We start from the raw sequence: 15,962 nt of genomic DNA on the forward strand, positions 1-15,962 counted from the left end.
CAGCTAAAGCGGTCAGCGCCAATTTCATTCCTAAAGTTAGCTTGGATATAAGCAAGACTGGCAATGGCAATGTCACTGGTTTAGGCATCAGCTGCGGAGCGCTTTGTAGCGGTAGCTATAAGGTTGGTACGCTGGTCAAGCTCACCGCAAAACCCGTCATCGGCTCAAAATTCACTGGTTGGGGTGGCGCGTGTTCTGGAACATTTGCGAGTTGTACGGTGATGATGGATGTTGCTAAAAGCGTGACGGCGGCTTTTAATCCATAAATGCGGAAAGGCGCAATCCGTGGGGCGTATTGCGCCGCATGGTAGAGACTTATCATCCGGCGGAATACGCTACGCTATTCCGCCCTACTGTGCTATAAACGGACTCAACGACCAAGACCTAAAAAAACTGGTCAAAAACATCGAAACAGGCAATTGTGTCCTCATGTTAGGCTCGGATATTGCCGCCGACAACCAAAACACCGTTTCATTGGCGAGTTTGTTTGCCCGCCAACTGGCCGGATAAGTAAGGTAGGGCAAAATAACCAAAGGGCATTGCGCCCTACAGTGCTTCATGTGGAGTCCAAAACGTGTGTTGGGCTCCGGCCTCATTTTTTCAAATGTTATCACTTGTATTGCTGATAATAATCCGCCAATTCCCTAATTTCCGCTTCACTCAATTGCTGGGCAATCAAGCGCATACGGCTGTAGATGTCGTTATGGCGTTCGCCTTTTTTATAGGCTAACAAGGTGCTGGCGAAATAATCGGCTTGTTGGCCTGCTAAGGCGGGGATGTCCATTTTTTCGCCTTGACCGTTGTTGCCGTGGCAGGTGAAGCAAGGCGGCAAGATGCGTTTGCCGTCGCCTAGGTTGACCATTTTTTCGGCGCGATCCAAGTTAGTTTTACTTGTAGTGCTGGCTGCTCGGGGCAGGGTGCTAAACCATGCCGCCAAATCAGCGGTGTCTTGCTCGCTGAGGTTTTTGGCAATATTCGTCATTGTGTCATTGGCACGGTCGCCAACGGCGTAGTCGCGCAATTGCTTGAAGGTATAGGTAGCCAGTTGGCCTGCCAAGGCGGGTACGGCGGGGATGGTTTCGTCGTCTTGCACCTCGGCTTTTAAGCCTTGGCCTTTGTCACCGTGGCAGCTTTGGCAGGTTGTAGCCAGTTGTTTGCCTTTCTCGGCATTGCCTTGTTTCACCAAGTTAAGCGTTTCCGGTGTCCACGCCACGTGCGAAGCGGGTTGTGCGTGTGCCAGCATTGACGTGCTTAGGGCCATTAAGATCAATAGCCGTTTTATCGTTAATATCGCCATGTTAGTACCCCCAGGCACTGGAACCAAAGGTGTCCATAAAGAAGAATTGCAGGATGGGAAAACCAAAGCTGATCGCCATTAAGACGGCGATGACTTTGTTCCATAGCGTAAAGCCGTTGAGGAATTCCGGCAGCGTGGTGACGGCGTGAATGGGTTCGGCGTATTCGATGTCTGCGCTGAAGCCTTCGGTTGCCGGTGCAAGCTGGGTTTTCGCTAAGTTATAGATGAACAAACAGGCCGAGCCTAATAAGATCAAGCCGCCAAAAATCATCATGAATTCATAAGGTTTCCACGCCAAGGTCAGCAAGTTGTTGTAGACCACGGTGGAGATGCGCCGGGGTTGCCCCAACAAACCTAAAACATGCCACGGTGTGGTGAGGATGCTCATGCCGATGAACCATGTCCATAGCTGGATTAAGGCCATATTTTTGGAAAACAAGGGTTTGCCGACCAAAATGGGCCATAGGTAATAAGCTATCGCGATATACATGATGACGGTGGTGCCGCCAAAAATCAGGTGGAAATGACCGGGCACCCAAGCGGTGTTGTGTACCATCGCGTTCATGGCGTAGCTGGCGTTGACGATGCCGCCAAAGCCGCCGAAGATCAGCATCAGCAAGGACAGAATCACCGCCAAAATCATTGGGTTGGTCCACGGCAGCGTTAAAATCCAGCCAAACAAACCTTTGCCGCCGCGTAAGCGTCCGGCTATTTCTAAGGAGGCAATGACTGTGAAACCTGTTACTAAAGTCGGTAACGCCACGACAAAGGTGCCAACACCATGCAGCAGTTTCCAGCCTTGGCCTTGTTCGGGATCCATGTACAAATGATGGAAGCCAATCGGCAAGGCAAACACCACCAAAACGATAAACGCCAAGCGCGCCATTTCATCGCTGAACAAATAGCCGCCCGCTTGTTTGGGTACAAACACATAAAAAGCGGTATAGGTGGGGATCAGCCAGAAATAGACGATGGGGTGCAAGGTCCAGGCAAATAAGGTTCGGGCTAGGCCAGGGTCAATGGTGTCAATCCAGCCCAAGGACAGCGGGATAAGTTGGAACAATACTTCGATCGCCACGCCCGCGCTGGTCCACAACCATAACACCGCATTGGCGGTGGTGGCGAACATGGCTAATGGTACCGGTTGACCGGGGTTGGCTTTTTTCCAGGTGCCAAAGCTCATCAGCATGATGACGCACCATAGCCACGAGCCAATCACCAATAAAGTCGCGCCCATGTAAAAGGCCACGTGGGCGACAATGGGCGGATAAAAGGTGTACAACACTGAGGCTTTACCGGTCAGTAACGGCAAAGCCGCCATCACCGTACCGGTCAAGGCAATCCAAAAGCCTGCCCAAGCCAGTGGTTTGTTCCAGATGGGTTGCTTTAAGCTGGTGACGGCAAAGTAATAGCCCGTACCCATGATGAAAAAAGTCGTCAGCACAAAAGCCATCAACACGCCGTGGGTGCTGACCGAGGCAAAATAAACGCTGGCGGAATCGAGCGCGGGGATAAAACCGCTGCGCTCCAGCACTTGGTATTCGCCCAACAAACAGGCGATCACAAAGGCGATAAACGCCACCCACAAGTGAAATAAAGCTAATTTTTTTTCGGCGGCATCGTTCATTGTTGCTCTCCTGTCGCGGTCAGTTTGCCGGGAGCTTGCCAATCTTCTTTGGCGATCACGGAAATATTGCTCCACATATGGTTATGGCCTAAGCCGCAATATTCATTGCACAGTAGCGGGTATTCGCCCGGTTTGGGGAAGATGGTGGTGATTTCCGCCACATAGCCCGGCACAATCATGGTGCTCATGTTGGTCATCGGGATATGCACCCCGTGCAGCACATCCATACTGACCCAGCGGAAAGTCAGCGGCGTTTCTGCCGGTACATCAATGTGTTTGGGGAAAAACGAGTAGCGTCCGGCGACCATTCTAACCACCACTTTGCCGTCTTCTAAATGGACGCCCAAGTTGTCTTCGGCAAATTCCTTGCTTAAATGCAGGCTGGCGGAATTAATGGTTTCCACTTTACTGGGCGGGTTAATGCCGTGGAAAAGCGCGTCGAGGGTGATAATGCCAACGAACAAAGCGACTACCGCCAACGAAATGGCAATCCATTTTTGTTCCAGTTTATCAACATGAATCGCGCCTAGCTGCGCGCAAAAAGTTTTTACCAAGGCTAAATAGGCTTTGGGTTTTGTTGAATCGGTCTGCATGGTTCGCTCCTAGCCGCGCGGCAAAAACACGCCGTAATACAAAAATAACCAAGCGACGACCATGCCGCCGATTACAAAGGCCATGAGCGCAAAAGTGCCGACGGGTGAGCTTTCGAGAATCTGTTGCCGTTCTTCTTCTGATAATGGTTGCATTGCCTAACCCTCAAATGGATGGATTCTATTTCCATTCTAATTGTAAGTTAATAGCTTTGCAAAACAATTAACTTACAATTTACGCGGTAAATAAAATGCTTATCTGCCAAGCATTTAATGGATAGCCTATAAAATCAGAATAAATTAATGTTACGATGTGAGGCATTAGCACATTGTGTACAAAACTTGCTTGAATTTAGTGAAACATGAGTAACGACTATAACGCCGCCGCCATTGAGGTCTTAAGCGGCCTGGAACCCGTACGGAAACGTCCGGGCATGTACACCGACACCACCCGCCCCAACCATTTGGTGCAAGAAGTGGTGGATAACAGCGTTGACGAGGCGATGGCAGGCCATGCCACCAGTATCGACGTGGTGATTTTTAAAGATGGCAGTGTACAAGTGACCGATAACGGGCGCGGTATGCCGGTGGACATTCATCCCGAACAAGGCATGCCCGGCGTTGAGGTGATCCTGACACAGCTGCACGCTGGCGGTAAGTTTTCCAACAAAAACTACCAATTTTCCGGCGGCTTGCATGGCGTGGGCGTGTCGGTGGTCAATGCCTTGTCGGCGCGCTTGGTGGTGGATGTCAAACGCAACGGCAAAATCTACCAAATGGTTTTTGCCGATGGCGAAAAGCAAAGTGATTTGACCGAAATTGGCAGCGTCGGTAAAAACAATACCGGCACCACGGTGACGTTTTGGCCCAATGAAAAATACTTCGATTCCAACAAGGTGTCGGTATCGCGGCTTAAACACAATCTGCGCGCCAAAGCGGTGTTGTGTCCGGGCTTAAAAATCACCTTGAAAGTCGAACAGCCGGAAGAAGAAATCGTCTGGTGTTACCAAAACGGCTTAAAAGACTATTTGCTGGATCGCGTTGGCGATATTGATTATTACCCCGAACAACCGTTTATGGGCAGCCAATCGGCTAATCATGAAGCAGTCGATTGGGGCGTGGTCTGGGCAGTGGAAAATCCGCCAGAAATCTTGAACGAAAGCTACGTTAACTTGATCCCGACCGCACAAGGCGGTACCCATGTTAACGGCTTACGCGCCGGATTTACTGAAGCCATGCGCGAGTTTTGCGACATCCGTAATATCTTGCCGCGCGGTGTGAAAGTCGCGCCGGAAGATGTTTGGGAAAACTGCCATTTTGTCTTGTCGGTGAAATTGCAAGACCCGCAATTTTCAGGGCAAACCAAAGAGCGGCTCAGCTCGCGCGAATGCGTGGCTTTTGTCTCGGGCGTGGCGAAAGATACGTTCAGTTTATGGCTGAACCAGCATCCGGCGGAAGGCGAAAAAATCGCCGAAATTATTATCGACAGCGCGCAAAAACGCCTGCGTTCCAACAAAAAAATCATCCGCAAAAAAATTACCCAAGGTCCGGCCTTGCCCGGCAAATTGGCGGATTGTTCGGCACAAGACATTAACCGCACCGAATTGTTTTTGGTCGAAGGTGATTCGGCGGGCGGTTCTGCCAAACAGGCGCGCGAACGCGATTTCCAAGCCATCATGCCCTTGCGCGGCAAAATCTTGAACACGTGGGAAGTGGAATCCGGTCAGGTGATGGCCTCGCAAGAGGTGCATGATATTGCCGTCGCCTTGGGTATCGAGCCCGGTTCAGACGATTTGCAGCATTTGCGCTACGGCAAAGTGTGCATCCTTGCCGATGCCGACTCCGACGGTAACCACATCGCCACCTTGATTTGCGCCTTGTTTTACCAGCATTTTAATGCGCTGGTCAGGGCAGGGCATGTGTTTGTTGCGATGCCGCCGCTGTACCGGATTGATGTCGGCAAAAAAGTCTTTTATGCACTGGATGAATCGGAACGCCAAGGCGTGATTGACCGCATCAAAGCCGAAAACTTAAAAGGCGAAATCAACGTGCAACGCTTTAAAGGCTTGGGTGAGATGAACCCTTCGCAATTGCGCGAAACCACCATGAACCCTGACACCCGCCGCTTGGTACAGCTGACCATTGAAGAAGCCGACGAAACCCGCAACCAATTGGATTTGCTGCTGGCGAAAAAACGCTCAGGTGACCGAAAAACGTGGCTAGAAACGAAGGGCAATTTGGCGGATATTGTTTAATTAAGCACAAGCCAAATCTTAACGTAGTGGCCTAACGAAGCATGTATCGGATTGATAAATAATTCTAATGAACAAACAAGATAAAACCCTAAACATGACCGTGTTGATGACACCGGACATGGCGAATTTTTCCGGCAATGTCCACGGTGGATCTTTGCTTAAGTTGCTGGATCAAGTGGCGTATGCCTGCGCGGCAAAATACTGCAAAAATTATGTAGTGACCGCTGCGCTTGACCAGGTCTTCTTCAAGCAAAACGTTAACGTTGGCGAGTTGGTGACTTTTTCCGCCCGCGTCAACCACGTCGGGCGCTCGTCAATGGAGATTGGCATCCGGGTGTTTGCCGAAAATTTACGCACCCATGCCAAACGCCACACGACCTCGTGTTTTTTTACAATGGTGGCGGTTGATGAGCAAGGCAAGTCGGTGGAAGTGCCGCGCTTGCAATTGGAAACCGAATTGGAAAGGAAACATTACGCCGCTGCCGAACAACGCAAGCAAATGCGTCAGGAAAGTTTGGCAAAAAGCCTGGCACTGGAAGCGGATTTGGACGAAGAGGACGAACTTTAATGGCTGCGGTACAAGATAATTTTGAGCAATTGCCGCTTAAGGATTTTGCCGAAAAGGCGTACTTGGATTACTCCATGTACGTCATCCTCGACCGCGCTTTGCCGCATCTTGCCGATGGCCTAAAACCGGTACAACGGCGCATTGTCTTTGCCATGTCCGAGCTGGGTTTGACGGCAGTTGCCAAATACAAAAAATCAGCGCGGACTGTTGGTGACGTGTTGGGTAAATACCATCCGCACGGTGATTCTGCCTGCTACGAAGCGATGGTGTTGATGGCGCAGAGTTTTTCCTACCGTTATCCGCTGATTGACGGGCAGGGCAACTGGGGATCACCGGATGATCCGAAATCCTTCGCCGCCATGCGTTACACCGAATCGCGCCTGACCGCTTACGCGCAAACTTTGCTCAGCGAATTAGGCCAAGGCACGGTCAATTGGACGGACAACTTCGACGGTACTTTAGAAGAACCGGAACTATTGCCCGCCCGCCTGCCCAATGTCTTGCTCAATGGCACGATGGGTATCGCTGTCGGCATGGCGACCGATATTCCGCCGCATAATCTGCGCGAAGTCGCCGACGCTTGCATCCAATTGTTGGACGAGCCGGAAAGCCCGCTGGAAAGCCTTTTCCAACACGTCAAAGGCCCCGATTACCCGACCGATGCCGAAATTGTCACTTCTGCCGAAGACATCCAAAAAATGTATGCGACGGGCGGCGGTTCGGTAAAAATGCGCGCCAAATACGAATTGGAAGAAGGCGTGATCGTCGTCACCGCCTTGCCGCACCAAGTGTCAGGCAACAAGCTGATGGAGCAGATTGCCGCCCAAATGTTGGCGAAAAAACTGCCGATGATCGAAGACTTGCGTGACGAATCCGACCACGAAAATCCGACCCGCTTGCTGATTATCCCCAAGACTAAACGCGGTCTGGATGTCGATGCCGTGATGTCGCATTTGTTCGCGACCACCGATTTGGAAAAAAGCTACCGCATCAACATGAACATGATCGGTCTGGACGGTCGCCCGAAAGTCAAAGGCTTGCGCGAAATTTTGGTGGAATGGCTGGCTTTCCGTACCGAAACTGTGCGTCGGCGCTTGCAATACCGGCTTGATAAAGTCATCGCCCGTTTACATATTTTGGATGGCTTACTGATTGCTTATCTGAATATCGACGAAGTGATTGCCATTATCCGCAGCGAAGACAAACCTAAACCGGTCTTGATGGCGCGTTTCAGCATTTCTGACACACAAGCCGAAGCCATTTTGGAATTGAAGTTGCGTCATTTGGCACAGCTGGAAGAAATGAAAATTCGTGGCGAACAAGCGGAATTGGAGCAAGAGCGGGCAGCATTGGAAAAAACGTTGGGTTCTGAAAAGTTGCTTAAGCAATTGATAAAAAAAGAACTGCAACAAGATGCCGACAAGTTTGGCGATGACCGCCGTTCGCCAATTGTCGCCCGGGAAGCTTCGCAAGCTTTAGACACCACTGCGCTCATCAGCAACGAACCGCTGACGGTGATATTGTCCGAAAAAGGCTGGATACGCGCCGCCAAAGGCCATGATATTGATGTCGCCAGCTTAAGCTACCGCTCCGGCGATGCCTTCTTGGATGCCGTCAAATGCCGTTCTACGCAACCAGTTTATATCCTCGATTCGACAGGCCGCGCCTACAGCACATCGGCGCACGATCTACCTTCTGCCCGTACCCAGGGCGAGCCGCTGACGGGACGTTTAAACCCGCCAGCTGGCGCAGTGTTTAAGCATTTGTTATCCGGTAACGCGGAGGATTGGATTATTGTCGCCAGCAGCGCAGGTTATGGGTTTAAGGTGCAATTGGGCGAATTGTCCAGCAAAAACAAGGCAGGGAAGGCTTTGCTGAGTTTGTCGGAAGGCGCGAAAGTGCTGAAGCCGGTGGCTATGGGTAGCGATACGGATTTATTGGCGGTGATTACCTTACAAGGCCGTTTGCTGATATTTCCGGTCAGCGAGTTACCGGCTTTGGCAAAAGGCAAGGGCAATAAGCTGATCCAAATCACGGGTTCTGATTTCTCTTCCGGCAAAGACAGCCTGTTGGCGGCTGCCGCCTTATCTGGAAAAGGTTTGTTAAGAATTAGCTCAGGCAAGCGCCAATTGACGTTGAAAGGCGCGGATATTGAACATTATTCCGGAAGCCGTGCCAATCGCGGCACTTTTCTACCGAGAGGATTCCAGCGCGTCGAGGCTATTGAGGCGGTATCGGGCGAGTAGGGCTGGGAAAAAAGTCTGGGGCGGTATAGAGCCGCCCCAGACAGTATCCGTATTTCTGCAATCCTAATGTCCTTTTCTTCGGTTAAAGACATTGACGGACGAGGAACCATCAACAATCACCACCGGCGTTCCATCCATAGTCTGCTGACTGGCTAATGCCGAGTGACAGAAAGATGAATTGCTCATCAAGAGAGGAAGATTGCAAAAATACTTCCAGCAGGGGAGTATCTGCGTAGGGTCTGCAAGGTAAACAATCGAATTGAGAATTTTCGACGGCTTACCCTGACGGACGGCTTTATAGTAAGCAACTTTGCCGTCACATTGCAATTAACTGGTTCACATAATCGCTGTGAAATATTTACTAAAAAACTAATGTCGATGCCGGTTTTTTATAGGCAATTGTTTTTTATGGGTTTATTTTGTTTTTGTTTGATGGGTTGCTGGCTTGATAAAGCCAAGCGATTGGCTATTTGCGTCAAATACCGCAAAAAAAATAGATTGCCCGCCATTTTTTGGGGTCTTGATGTCCCTTCACTACTGGAAGCCAAGCCTGCAAACAGGAATGCAATTGCGGATTGCCGGTGACAGTTTGTAAGGGTGATGGAAGAAGAGGCCTTGCCAGAAAGGCTTCTGGCTGGCCTCTTCAGTTATCCGACAGCACGTCTGGCGCACTTTGGTTTTATTGATGCGTGCAATATAAATATAGCAAAATAGGGATTATTCCCCTGTGCTTTCCCCGTTCATATACTTATCAAAGTTGATGACATAATCTTCCATATGCTGTTCCAGCATGGCACGGTATTGGTCGGCGAAAAAGGCGATAGCTTCGTTGCGGGTGGCTGCCAATTTTTCACTGGATTGCATATCGCAAGCGTGTGTCCAAATGTTAAAACGTGCCACGCCGAACATAAAGGATGCGCAGACACTTTCCCTAGCGACGGTTTTAAGTTGTTCGTTAGCTAATGCGATATGTGCATCTGCACGGTGTAAAAATTGTTCGTTGACGTTTTCTGCTTCTGCCATGGGATGGTTGCCTTAGGTGGTTAAAAAAAGGTGGATTGTAGGTTGTCTGCGGCGTCTAGGATAGCCAGCCATTGATAAGTTTGGGCTTTATCGCGGGCGGCAAGCCCAAACTTGATGCCGTTTATTTTTTTATAAGCTTGCCAAATCAATCACAAAGCGGTATTTCACATCGCTTTTCAAAACCCGTTCGTAAGCTTCGTTGATCTGTTGCATAGGGATGGTTTCAATATCGGAAACAATATTATGTTCGGCACAAAAATCGAGCATTTCTTGGGTTTCCTGAATGCCGCCAATCAGTGAACCCGCCAAGTTGCGGCGTTTAAAGATCAAGTTGCCGACCGATGGTGATGGATGCGGTTGGTCGGGCACACCGACTAAACACAAGGTACCGTCGCGTTTAAGTAGCGAAGTATAAGCATCCAAATTATGCGGCGCGGCAACGGTGTTTAGGATGAAATCGAAACTGCCCAGATGCGCTTGCATTTCTTCAGGATTTTTAGAGATGACCACTTCGTCTGCCCCCAAACGTTTGGCATCTTCGCTTTTGCTGGGCGAAGTGGTGAACAGTACGACGTGCGCGCCTAGGGCGTGGGCAAACTTGACCGCCATGTGGCCTAGCCCGCCTAATCCCACTACGCCGACTTTGTCGCCCGCGCCGACATGCCAATGCATCAGCGGTGAATAGGTGGTGATGCCTGCGCATAACAAGGGCGCTGCGGCGGCTAGGTCTAAGTTGCCGGCAATGCGCAGGACAAAATCTTCTTTGACGACAATATGCTTGGAATAACCGCCATAGTTGCTGCCGCCACTGATGCGGTCAGGGCTGTTGTAGGTGAATTCGGCTTGGTTGCAGTATTGTTCTTGGTGGTCGTCGCATTCGGGGCAGTGTCCGCAGGAGCCGACCATGCAGCCAACGCCTACGCTATCACCCACTTTAAATCGGCTGACCGCGCTGCCAATGGCGGTGACTTTGCCGACAATCTCATGCCCTGGAACCATTGGGAAAGTGGCGTTGCCCCATTCGTCGCGGGTTTGATGGATGTCGGAATGGCAAACGCCGCAGTAAAGGATGTCGATTTGCACATCGTTGGTGTTCAGATCGCGGCGGGTAAACGTGAAAGGCACCAGTGAGGTGTTATGGCTGTGCGCGGCATAGCCGATGGTGTTAATCATGAGTGGCTCCTTGGGTTGTGTTGGGGCAACTGTCGCCAGGACAGCGGTTAACTTCAATCGTTATGTGCGAAAGCTGGTTGCCTTTGCCCAGGTGGCGGGCGCTGTGCAACAGGTTTTTGTAATAATCAGGCGTGTTCGGTTGGTGCGAGACCACAGAAACGATGGCGGCAAAATGCCCGGGGCCAATGCGCCAGATGTGCAAATCGGCAACACGGTTGTCGGCATCATCTTCTATCAGTTGTTGGATGGCGGTTTTGTAGGCTAAGGGTGCGCTTGCGTCGATCAACAACGGGCTGGTTTCTTTGATAAGCCCATACGCCCAATGGCTAATGATGAGTGCGCCGACGATGCCCATCGTTGGGTCTAGCCAGTTGAGCGCGAAATATTTGCCTGCCAGCAGCGCGGCAATGGCTAAAACGGAGGTGAGCGCATCGGCTAAGACGTGAAAGTAAGCGGCTTTCAAATTGTGGTCGTGATGTCCGTGTGCATGATGGTCATCGTGATCGTGATCGTGTCCGTGATGGTCATGTTCTTTCAGCAATACCGCGCAAACTACATTGATAAACAAACCCAAGCAGGCGACCATAATGGCTTCGTCAAAATGGATGTTGTGGGGATTGAAAAAGCGGCTGGCGGATTCTACAAGCATTATCACGGCAACCATACCCAAAGTAATGGAGCTGGTAAAGCCGCCTAACACGCCGACTTTGCCGGAACTGAAGGCAAAGGTTTGGTCATCGGCATGGATGCGTGAATAACGGTAGGCAAATAAGGTAATCATAAAAGCCGCCACATGGGTTGCCATATGCCAACCGTCGGCGAGTAAGGCCATCGAGCCAAAATAGACACCGGCGGCAATTTCCACCAGCATGGTCAGAAATGAGATAGCCAATACCCATCGGGTCCGGCTTTCGCCTTTGGTGTGGTGGGCTTGGAAATCATGGTCGTGCTTAAGTTGTTGCATGGCTTGCGCGTGCATGGCGGATGCTCCTGCTGATGATTACCCTGTATCGTAAAGTATCTGCTGACCGTTTGGCAGCTATTTTTCCTGAATGAAGTGTATAAGCCAAAATATTAAAATGGCTATCTACAATGTGTTGTTTGGGCGTACGCGCCATGTCACCAGAGGCTTTAAGCAATGGACAAACCCCTCGTTTATAAAGGTCGGGGCAGTATCAGCAATACTGCAGGCCGTTTCGAAAAACAAGACAGCGTTGCCATCGACGACGGTTGGGGCAGTTTGGATGCCGAATTGCCTCCGTTGAAAACAGAAGTGTTGGTTGATAGCAGCAAATCGGTGATAACTTACAACGATTCGCCCGATGTGCCGTTTGACCGCTCCATCAATCCCTATCGTGGTTGCGAACATGGCTGCATTTACTGTTTCGCGCGGCCTAGCCATGCTTATTTGGGCTTGTCGCCAGGCTTGGATTTTGAAAGCCGCATTTTAGTCAAACCCAATGCGGCGCAGTTGTTGCGCCAAGAATTGGGCAAACGCAGTTACCAATGCGCGACCTTGGCGTTAGGAACCAATACCGATCCTTACCAACCGCTGGAGCGCCAGCACAAAATCATGCGGTCAATTCTGGAAGTGTTGGCGGAAACCCGCCATCCGGTCAGCATTGTCACCAAATCAGCCTTGGTTGAGCGTGATATTGATCTGCTTTCCGCCATGGCGCAACAAGGATTGGTGTCGGTTTATCTGTCCATCACCACACTGGACCGGCAATTGGCGCGCACTTTAGAGCCACGTGCCGCCGCCCCGCAACGGCGTTTGCAGGCCTTGGCGGCGCTGCGGGCGGCAGGTATTCCGGCGGGCGTGCTGATTGCGCCGGTCATCCCGGCCTTAAACGATTATGAGTTGGAAGCGATTGCCAAAGCTGCCCACTTGGCGGGCGCACAAAGTGCCGAGTACATTTTCTTACGCTTGCCTTTGGAAGTGGCCGATTTGTTTGAAGAATGGCTGAACCAACATTACCCGCTGAAAGCTCAGCATGTGCTAAATCTGGTCAAAGAAGCGCGCGGCGGTAAAGTTTATAACCCCGCGTATTCACAACGCATGACCGGCACGGGTAACTACGCCGATCTGATCGCCCAACGTTTTCGGTTGATTGCCAAACGCCTGCAATTGGACACTGGCTTGCCTGCGCCAAGGACGGACTTGTTCCGCAAGCCTGAAGCAGGCGGGCAAATGGGTTTTGATTTTTTTACTTAACTGACGTTACGCAGTAACGTATTTTCTCCCGTTTGCCGCGTCGAGCACCGCAGTATTTGTCGGGAATAGCCCGAAGGGGTACGGCATGGATGCCGTACGGGGGCAGATGGGCAGGAAGCCCATTCTGCCTCCCCCCGACAAATGCGAGGAGCGCAAGACAAAAGCGGCGACCGGGCCGCCTTTTCTTTGAATACTTTCTTTTGACCGAAAAATGCTCCTGCATTTTCGGCATTCGCCACATCCTTGTGGCTTGCGGAGCAAAAGAAAGTATTTCGCCTTCGGGTGCGAGAACCCGATCAAAAAAACCGTCGCGATAGCGACTTATCATGAAAAAGTGACTGCGTAACATTAGTTACCTAAACCTTATCAATATCGCGAATCCAATCCCGCCAAATCGACATCAGTACCGCCAAAATAGTCGGGCCTAAAAACAGTCCTAATAAGCCAATGGCTTCCATACCGCCAAAAATGCCCAGCAATGTCCAAATAAACGGAAGCTTGACGGCGTTGCCGATTAACCAAGGGCGCACGTAATTGTCGGCAATCAGCGTAAAGACCATGCCGTAGGTGAACAGGCCGATGGCTTCGGCAATATGGCCTTGTGCAATCAGCACCAGCGAACAGCCACCAAAGATAATTTTGGCGGCGAACGGAATCAGCGCAAAGGTGCCGGTCAACGCGCCGAGCAGGGCAGGGTGGCTTAAGCCCGCCGCCGCATAGGCAAAGCCCAACAACAAGCCTTTGGCGATACCAATCAGCAACATGCCGTTCACGGTGGCGCGCACCGCCGAGGCGGCATGGCTGGCATAGCGGGAGCCGACTTCGCCGAATAGTTTTTTGCAGCTGGCTAATATCTGTTTGCTTAATGAATCACCGTGTTGGTATACAAATGGTAAGACCAACAATATGATTAAGAAGGTAAATATATGGTGTAGCAGTTCACCGGCAAAGTTTTTGGTGTAGCCGATGGCGCTGCCGGTTCCCAGCCAATGCAGGGATTCTTTGGCGGCATCGGGGCTGCCTAGGGCATTTAGCCAGCTTTCTTTTAACCAACCACCGACAGCCGGAACCGTTTCCAACCAAACGGGTGCGGGTATGCCCGTGTTTTGCGCTTGGTTAAGCACTTGCCCCAAGGCTTGGGCATCTTGGCTAAAGCGGCTGAGACCATAACCCAATGGCGTGATGATAATGGTGGCGATGAGTAAGGTCATCAGCAAAGCGCTGAAGGTCATCTTACCGTGTTGCTCTTTCATTCTGACGAGCAGCATCTGGTAGAGAGGCCAGGTGGTGATGGCGAGGATGACCACCCAAGCCAGCAACGGGAAGAAACTGTGCAGAATCCAGCTGCCCAATAAAAATAGGATTAAGCCGCCAATTAGCCGCGCTTTGTCTTCAGGATTTTTTGTCATCGTTGTCGTTATCGTTATAGGTTGCAAAAAATAGCAGAAATGACGCGTGTTAATTTTTTAGTTTTCGTCGTCCCTCAAATAACCAAACACTTAAAAGATAGGCCAGCATTAAGCCGCTGGCATTGACCAAAACCGGTGCCGAACCCGCTGCCTGCGCTTGTAGGTGTAGGCCATACAACGTGACCCCCCAGGCAATATAGCCGACAATCCGCCTTATATCGTAAGCCACGGGGTAATAAATTTGCCCAAGGCAATACGACAACAAAGCCATGAACGCATAACAGACCAACGTGGCCCACGCCGAGCCAACATAACCCCATTGCGGAATCCACCAAATATTCAGCGCAACCGTCAACACCGCGCCCGCTATCGAAACCCATGCCCCCATAGAGGTGCGGTCGGTGAGTTTGTACCAAACCGATAAGTTGACATAAATCCCCAAAAATAAGTTGGCAAACAGCAAAATGGGTACCACTGGCAAGCCGCTGCGGAAGTTTTCGCCCAAAAAATACTTGAAGTAATCTAGGTACAGCGTCACCAACAAAAAGATGAACACGCAGAAAATGACAAAATAGCGCAACACCAAGGCATAAACCCGTTTAGCGTCGGATTTGTCGGCATAGGCAAAGAAAAAGGGTTCGGCGGCGTAGCGGAAAGCTTGGATGAACAAAGACATTAAAATGGACAGCTTGTAACAGGCGCTATAGATGCCAAGCTGAGCCAAATTGGTCTGCGGATCACCCGGCAACAGGTGTTTGAGCAGTGCGCGGTCGAGCATTTCATTGATAATGCCGGCAAAGCCGATGACAGCCATCGGCCAAGAATAACTGAACATTCTGGTAAATAAATGGCGGTCGAAACCCCAAACGATGCCCATCAGTTGCGGGATCAGCAATAAAAACTTAATGCTGCTGGCAATAAGGTTGGCAATGAAAATATAGCCGACACCAACCGCCGGTTGATAAAACCAGGCGGCAGCCTGTTCTTGCCAGCTTTGTGGTTGCGGGACGGACAATTTTGGGCAAACCACGATAAACAGCAGGCTGAGCAAAACGGTGATAAGAATTTCGGCAAGCTTAATGCCGGCAAAGCGGAATGCGCGGTTTTCTGCCCGCAAACGGGCGAAGGGAATGGCGGCGATGGCATCGAGCGTTAAGATCACAGTAAACCAGAGCGCGTATTCGGGGTGTTGCGGGTAATGGAGCGCTGCGGACAATTGCGGGTTGACGGCAACAATGCCTGCCAAAAACAGCAGGTTGAGCAGCAGCACAAAAATCAAGGCGGTGGAATAGCTAGTATCAGGGCCTTTGCAGTCTTTATCGCGAAAACGGAAGTAGCCAGTTTCAAAACCCAGCAGTAAAAATACCGACAAAAATCCGGCATACGCGTAAAACTCCGATACTACGCCGTATTCAGCCGCCGAAAAATGATAGGTATAAAGTGGCACCAACAGGTAATTAATAAACCGTCCAAAGATGCTGCTTAGCCCGTAAATGGCGGTTTGTGACGCAAGTTTGCTGATAATGCCCATGTCCGGATTGCCCAAGTGTCCACTGTTG

15 protein-coding genes are annotated in these 15,962 nt (G+C 50.8%); 6 read left to right on the plus strand and 9 right to left on the minus strand.

Annotated elements, in window-relative coordinates; all coding sequences use genetic code 11:
* The coding region (locus ACYQ1O_RS05490; protein WP_459990644.1) for an InlB B-repeat-containing protein at window positions 1-266 on the plus strand (266 nt) is incomplete at its 5' end.
* Between the two features lie 19 nt (window positions 267-285).
* Window positions 286-510, plus strand: coding sequence for a hypothetical protein (locus tag ACYQ1O_RS05495; RefSeq protein ID WP_459990645.1), 225 nt, complete (start codon window positions 286-288; stop codon window positions 508-510).
* Between the two features lie 100 nt (window positions 511-610).
* Here the strand turns inward: ACYQ1O_RS05495 and ACYQ1O_RS05500 are convergent, their stop codons facing one another.
* The 4 genes from ACYQ1O_RS05500 to ACYQ1O_RS05515 are packed head-to-tail and all read right to left on the minus strand — an operon-like array spanning window position 611 to window position 3,670.
* A complete protein-coding gene (locus ACYQ1O_RS05500; protein WP_459990646.1) occupies window positions 611-1,297 on the minus strand; it encodes a c-type cytochrome in 687 nt (228 codons plus the stop codon).
* Between the two features lies 1 nt (window position 1,298).
* Complete coding sequence (locus ACYQ1O_RS05505) at window positions 1,299-2,924, minus strand: b(o/a)3-type cytochrome-c oxidase subunit 1 (RefSeq protein ID WP_459990647.1); 1,626 nt, start codon at window positions 2,922-2,924, stop codon at window positions 1,299-1,301.
* A complete protein-coding gene (locus ACYQ1O_RS05510; protein WP_459990648.1) occupies window positions 2,921-3,517 on the minus strand; it encodes a cupredoxin domain-containing protein in 597 nt (198 codons plus the stop codon). The genes ACYQ1O_RS05505 and ACYQ1O_RS05510 overlap by 4 nt, the downstream gene beginning before the upstream one ends.
* 9 nt (window positions 3,518-3,526) lie before the next feature.
* Window positions 3,527-3,670: a hypothetical protein gene (locus ACYQ1O_RS05515; protein WP_459990649.1), complete on the minus strand. Its 144-nt coding sequence runs from the start codon at window positions 3,668-3,670 to the stop codon at window positions 3,527-3,529.
* Window positions 3,671-3,876: 206 nt separating this feature from the next.
* Here ACYQ1O_RS05515 and parE point away from each other — a divergent pair, with 206 nt between their 5' ends.
* The 3 genes from parE to parC all read left to right on the plus strand — a co-directional run bounded on the left by parE (window position 3,877) and on the right by parC (window position 8,583).
* The gene (gene parE, locus ACYQ1O_RS05520) at window positions 3,877-5,769 is read left to right on the plus strand and encodes a DNA topoisomerase IV subunit B (protein ID WP_459990650.1); all 1,893 of its coding nucleotides are present in this window, start codon (window positions 3,877-3,879) and stop codon (window positions 5,767-5,769) included.
* A gap of 67 nt (window positions 5,770-5,836) precedes the next feature.
* The gene (locus ACYQ1O_RS05525) at window positions 5,837-6,337 is read left to right on the plus strand and encodes an acyl-CoA thioesterase (RefSeq protein ID WP_459990651.1); all 501 of its coding nucleotides are present in this window, start codon (window positions 5,837-5,839) and stop codon (window positions 6,335-6,337) included.
* The gene (parC, locus tag ACYQ1O_RS05530; RefSeq protein ID WP_459990652.1) at window positions 6,337-8,583 is read left to right on the plus strand and encodes a DNA topoisomerase IV subunit A; all 2,247 of its coding nucleotides are present in this window, start codon (window positions 6,337-6,339) and stop codon (window positions 8,581-8,583) included. Before ACYQ1O_RS05525 ends, parC begins: the two co-directional genes overlap by 1 nt.
* A 717-nt stretch (window positions 8,584-9,300) precedes the next feature.
* Here parC and ACYQ1O_RS05535 read toward each other — a convergent pair.
* The 3 genes from ACYQ1O_RS05535 to dmeF form a co-directional block, all read right to left on the minus strand.
* Window positions 9,301-9,606 (minus strand): DUF3144 domain-containing protein, encoded by a 306-nt coding sequence (locus ACYQ1O_RS05535; RefSeq protein WP_459990653.1) that lies wholly within the window; start codon window positions 9,604-9,606, stop codon window positions 9,301-9,303.
* 129 nt (window positions 9,607-9,735) lie between these two features.
* Entirely contained in the window at window positions 9,736-10,779 is a 1,044-nt protein-coding gene (locus tag ACYQ1O_RS05540; RefSeq protein ID WP_459990654.1) for an NAD(P)-dependent alcohol dehydrogenase, read from the minus strand.
* A complete protein-coding gene (gene dmeF / locus ACYQ1O_RS05545) occupies window positions 10,772-11,758 on the minus strand; it encodes a CDF family Co(II)/Ni(II) efflux transporter DmeF (protein WP_459990655.1) in 987 nt (328 codons plus the stop codon). Before dmeF ends, ACYQ1O_RS05540 begins: the two co-directional genes overlap by 8 nt.
* A gap of 159 nt (window positions 11,759-11,917) precedes the next feature.
* Between dmeF and ACYQ1O_RS05550 the strand changes: the two genes are divergently transcribed.
* A complete protein-coding gene (locus ACYQ1O_RS05550; RefSeq protein WP_459990656.1) occupies window positions 11,918-12,994 on the plus strand; it encodes a PA0069 family radical SAM protein in 1,077 nt (358 codons plus the stop codon).
* A 356-nt stretch (window positions 12,995-13,350) separates the two neighbouring features.
* On the opposite strand, the gene ACYQ1O_RS05555 is transcribed toward ACYQ1O_RS05550, so the two are convergent.
* Both ACYQ1O_RS05555 and ACYQ1O_RS05560 read right to left on the minus strand, forming a co-directional pair.
* Window positions 13,351-14,403 (minus strand): AI-2E family transporter, encoded by a 1,053-nt coding sequence (locus tag ACYQ1O_RS05555; protein ID WP_459990657.1) that lies wholly within the window; start codon window positions 14,401-14,403, stop codon window positions 13,351-13,353.
* A gap of 49 nt (window positions 14,404-14,452) precedes the next feature.
* Entirely contained in the window at window positions 14,453-15,934 is a 1,482-nt protein-coding gene (locus ACYQ1O_RS05560) for a lipopolysaccharide biosynthesis protein (protein ID WP_459990658.1), read from the minus strand.
* Window positions 15,935-15,962: the final 28 nt, after the last annotated feature.

This window comes from Methylosoma difficile (assembly GCF_054657615.1).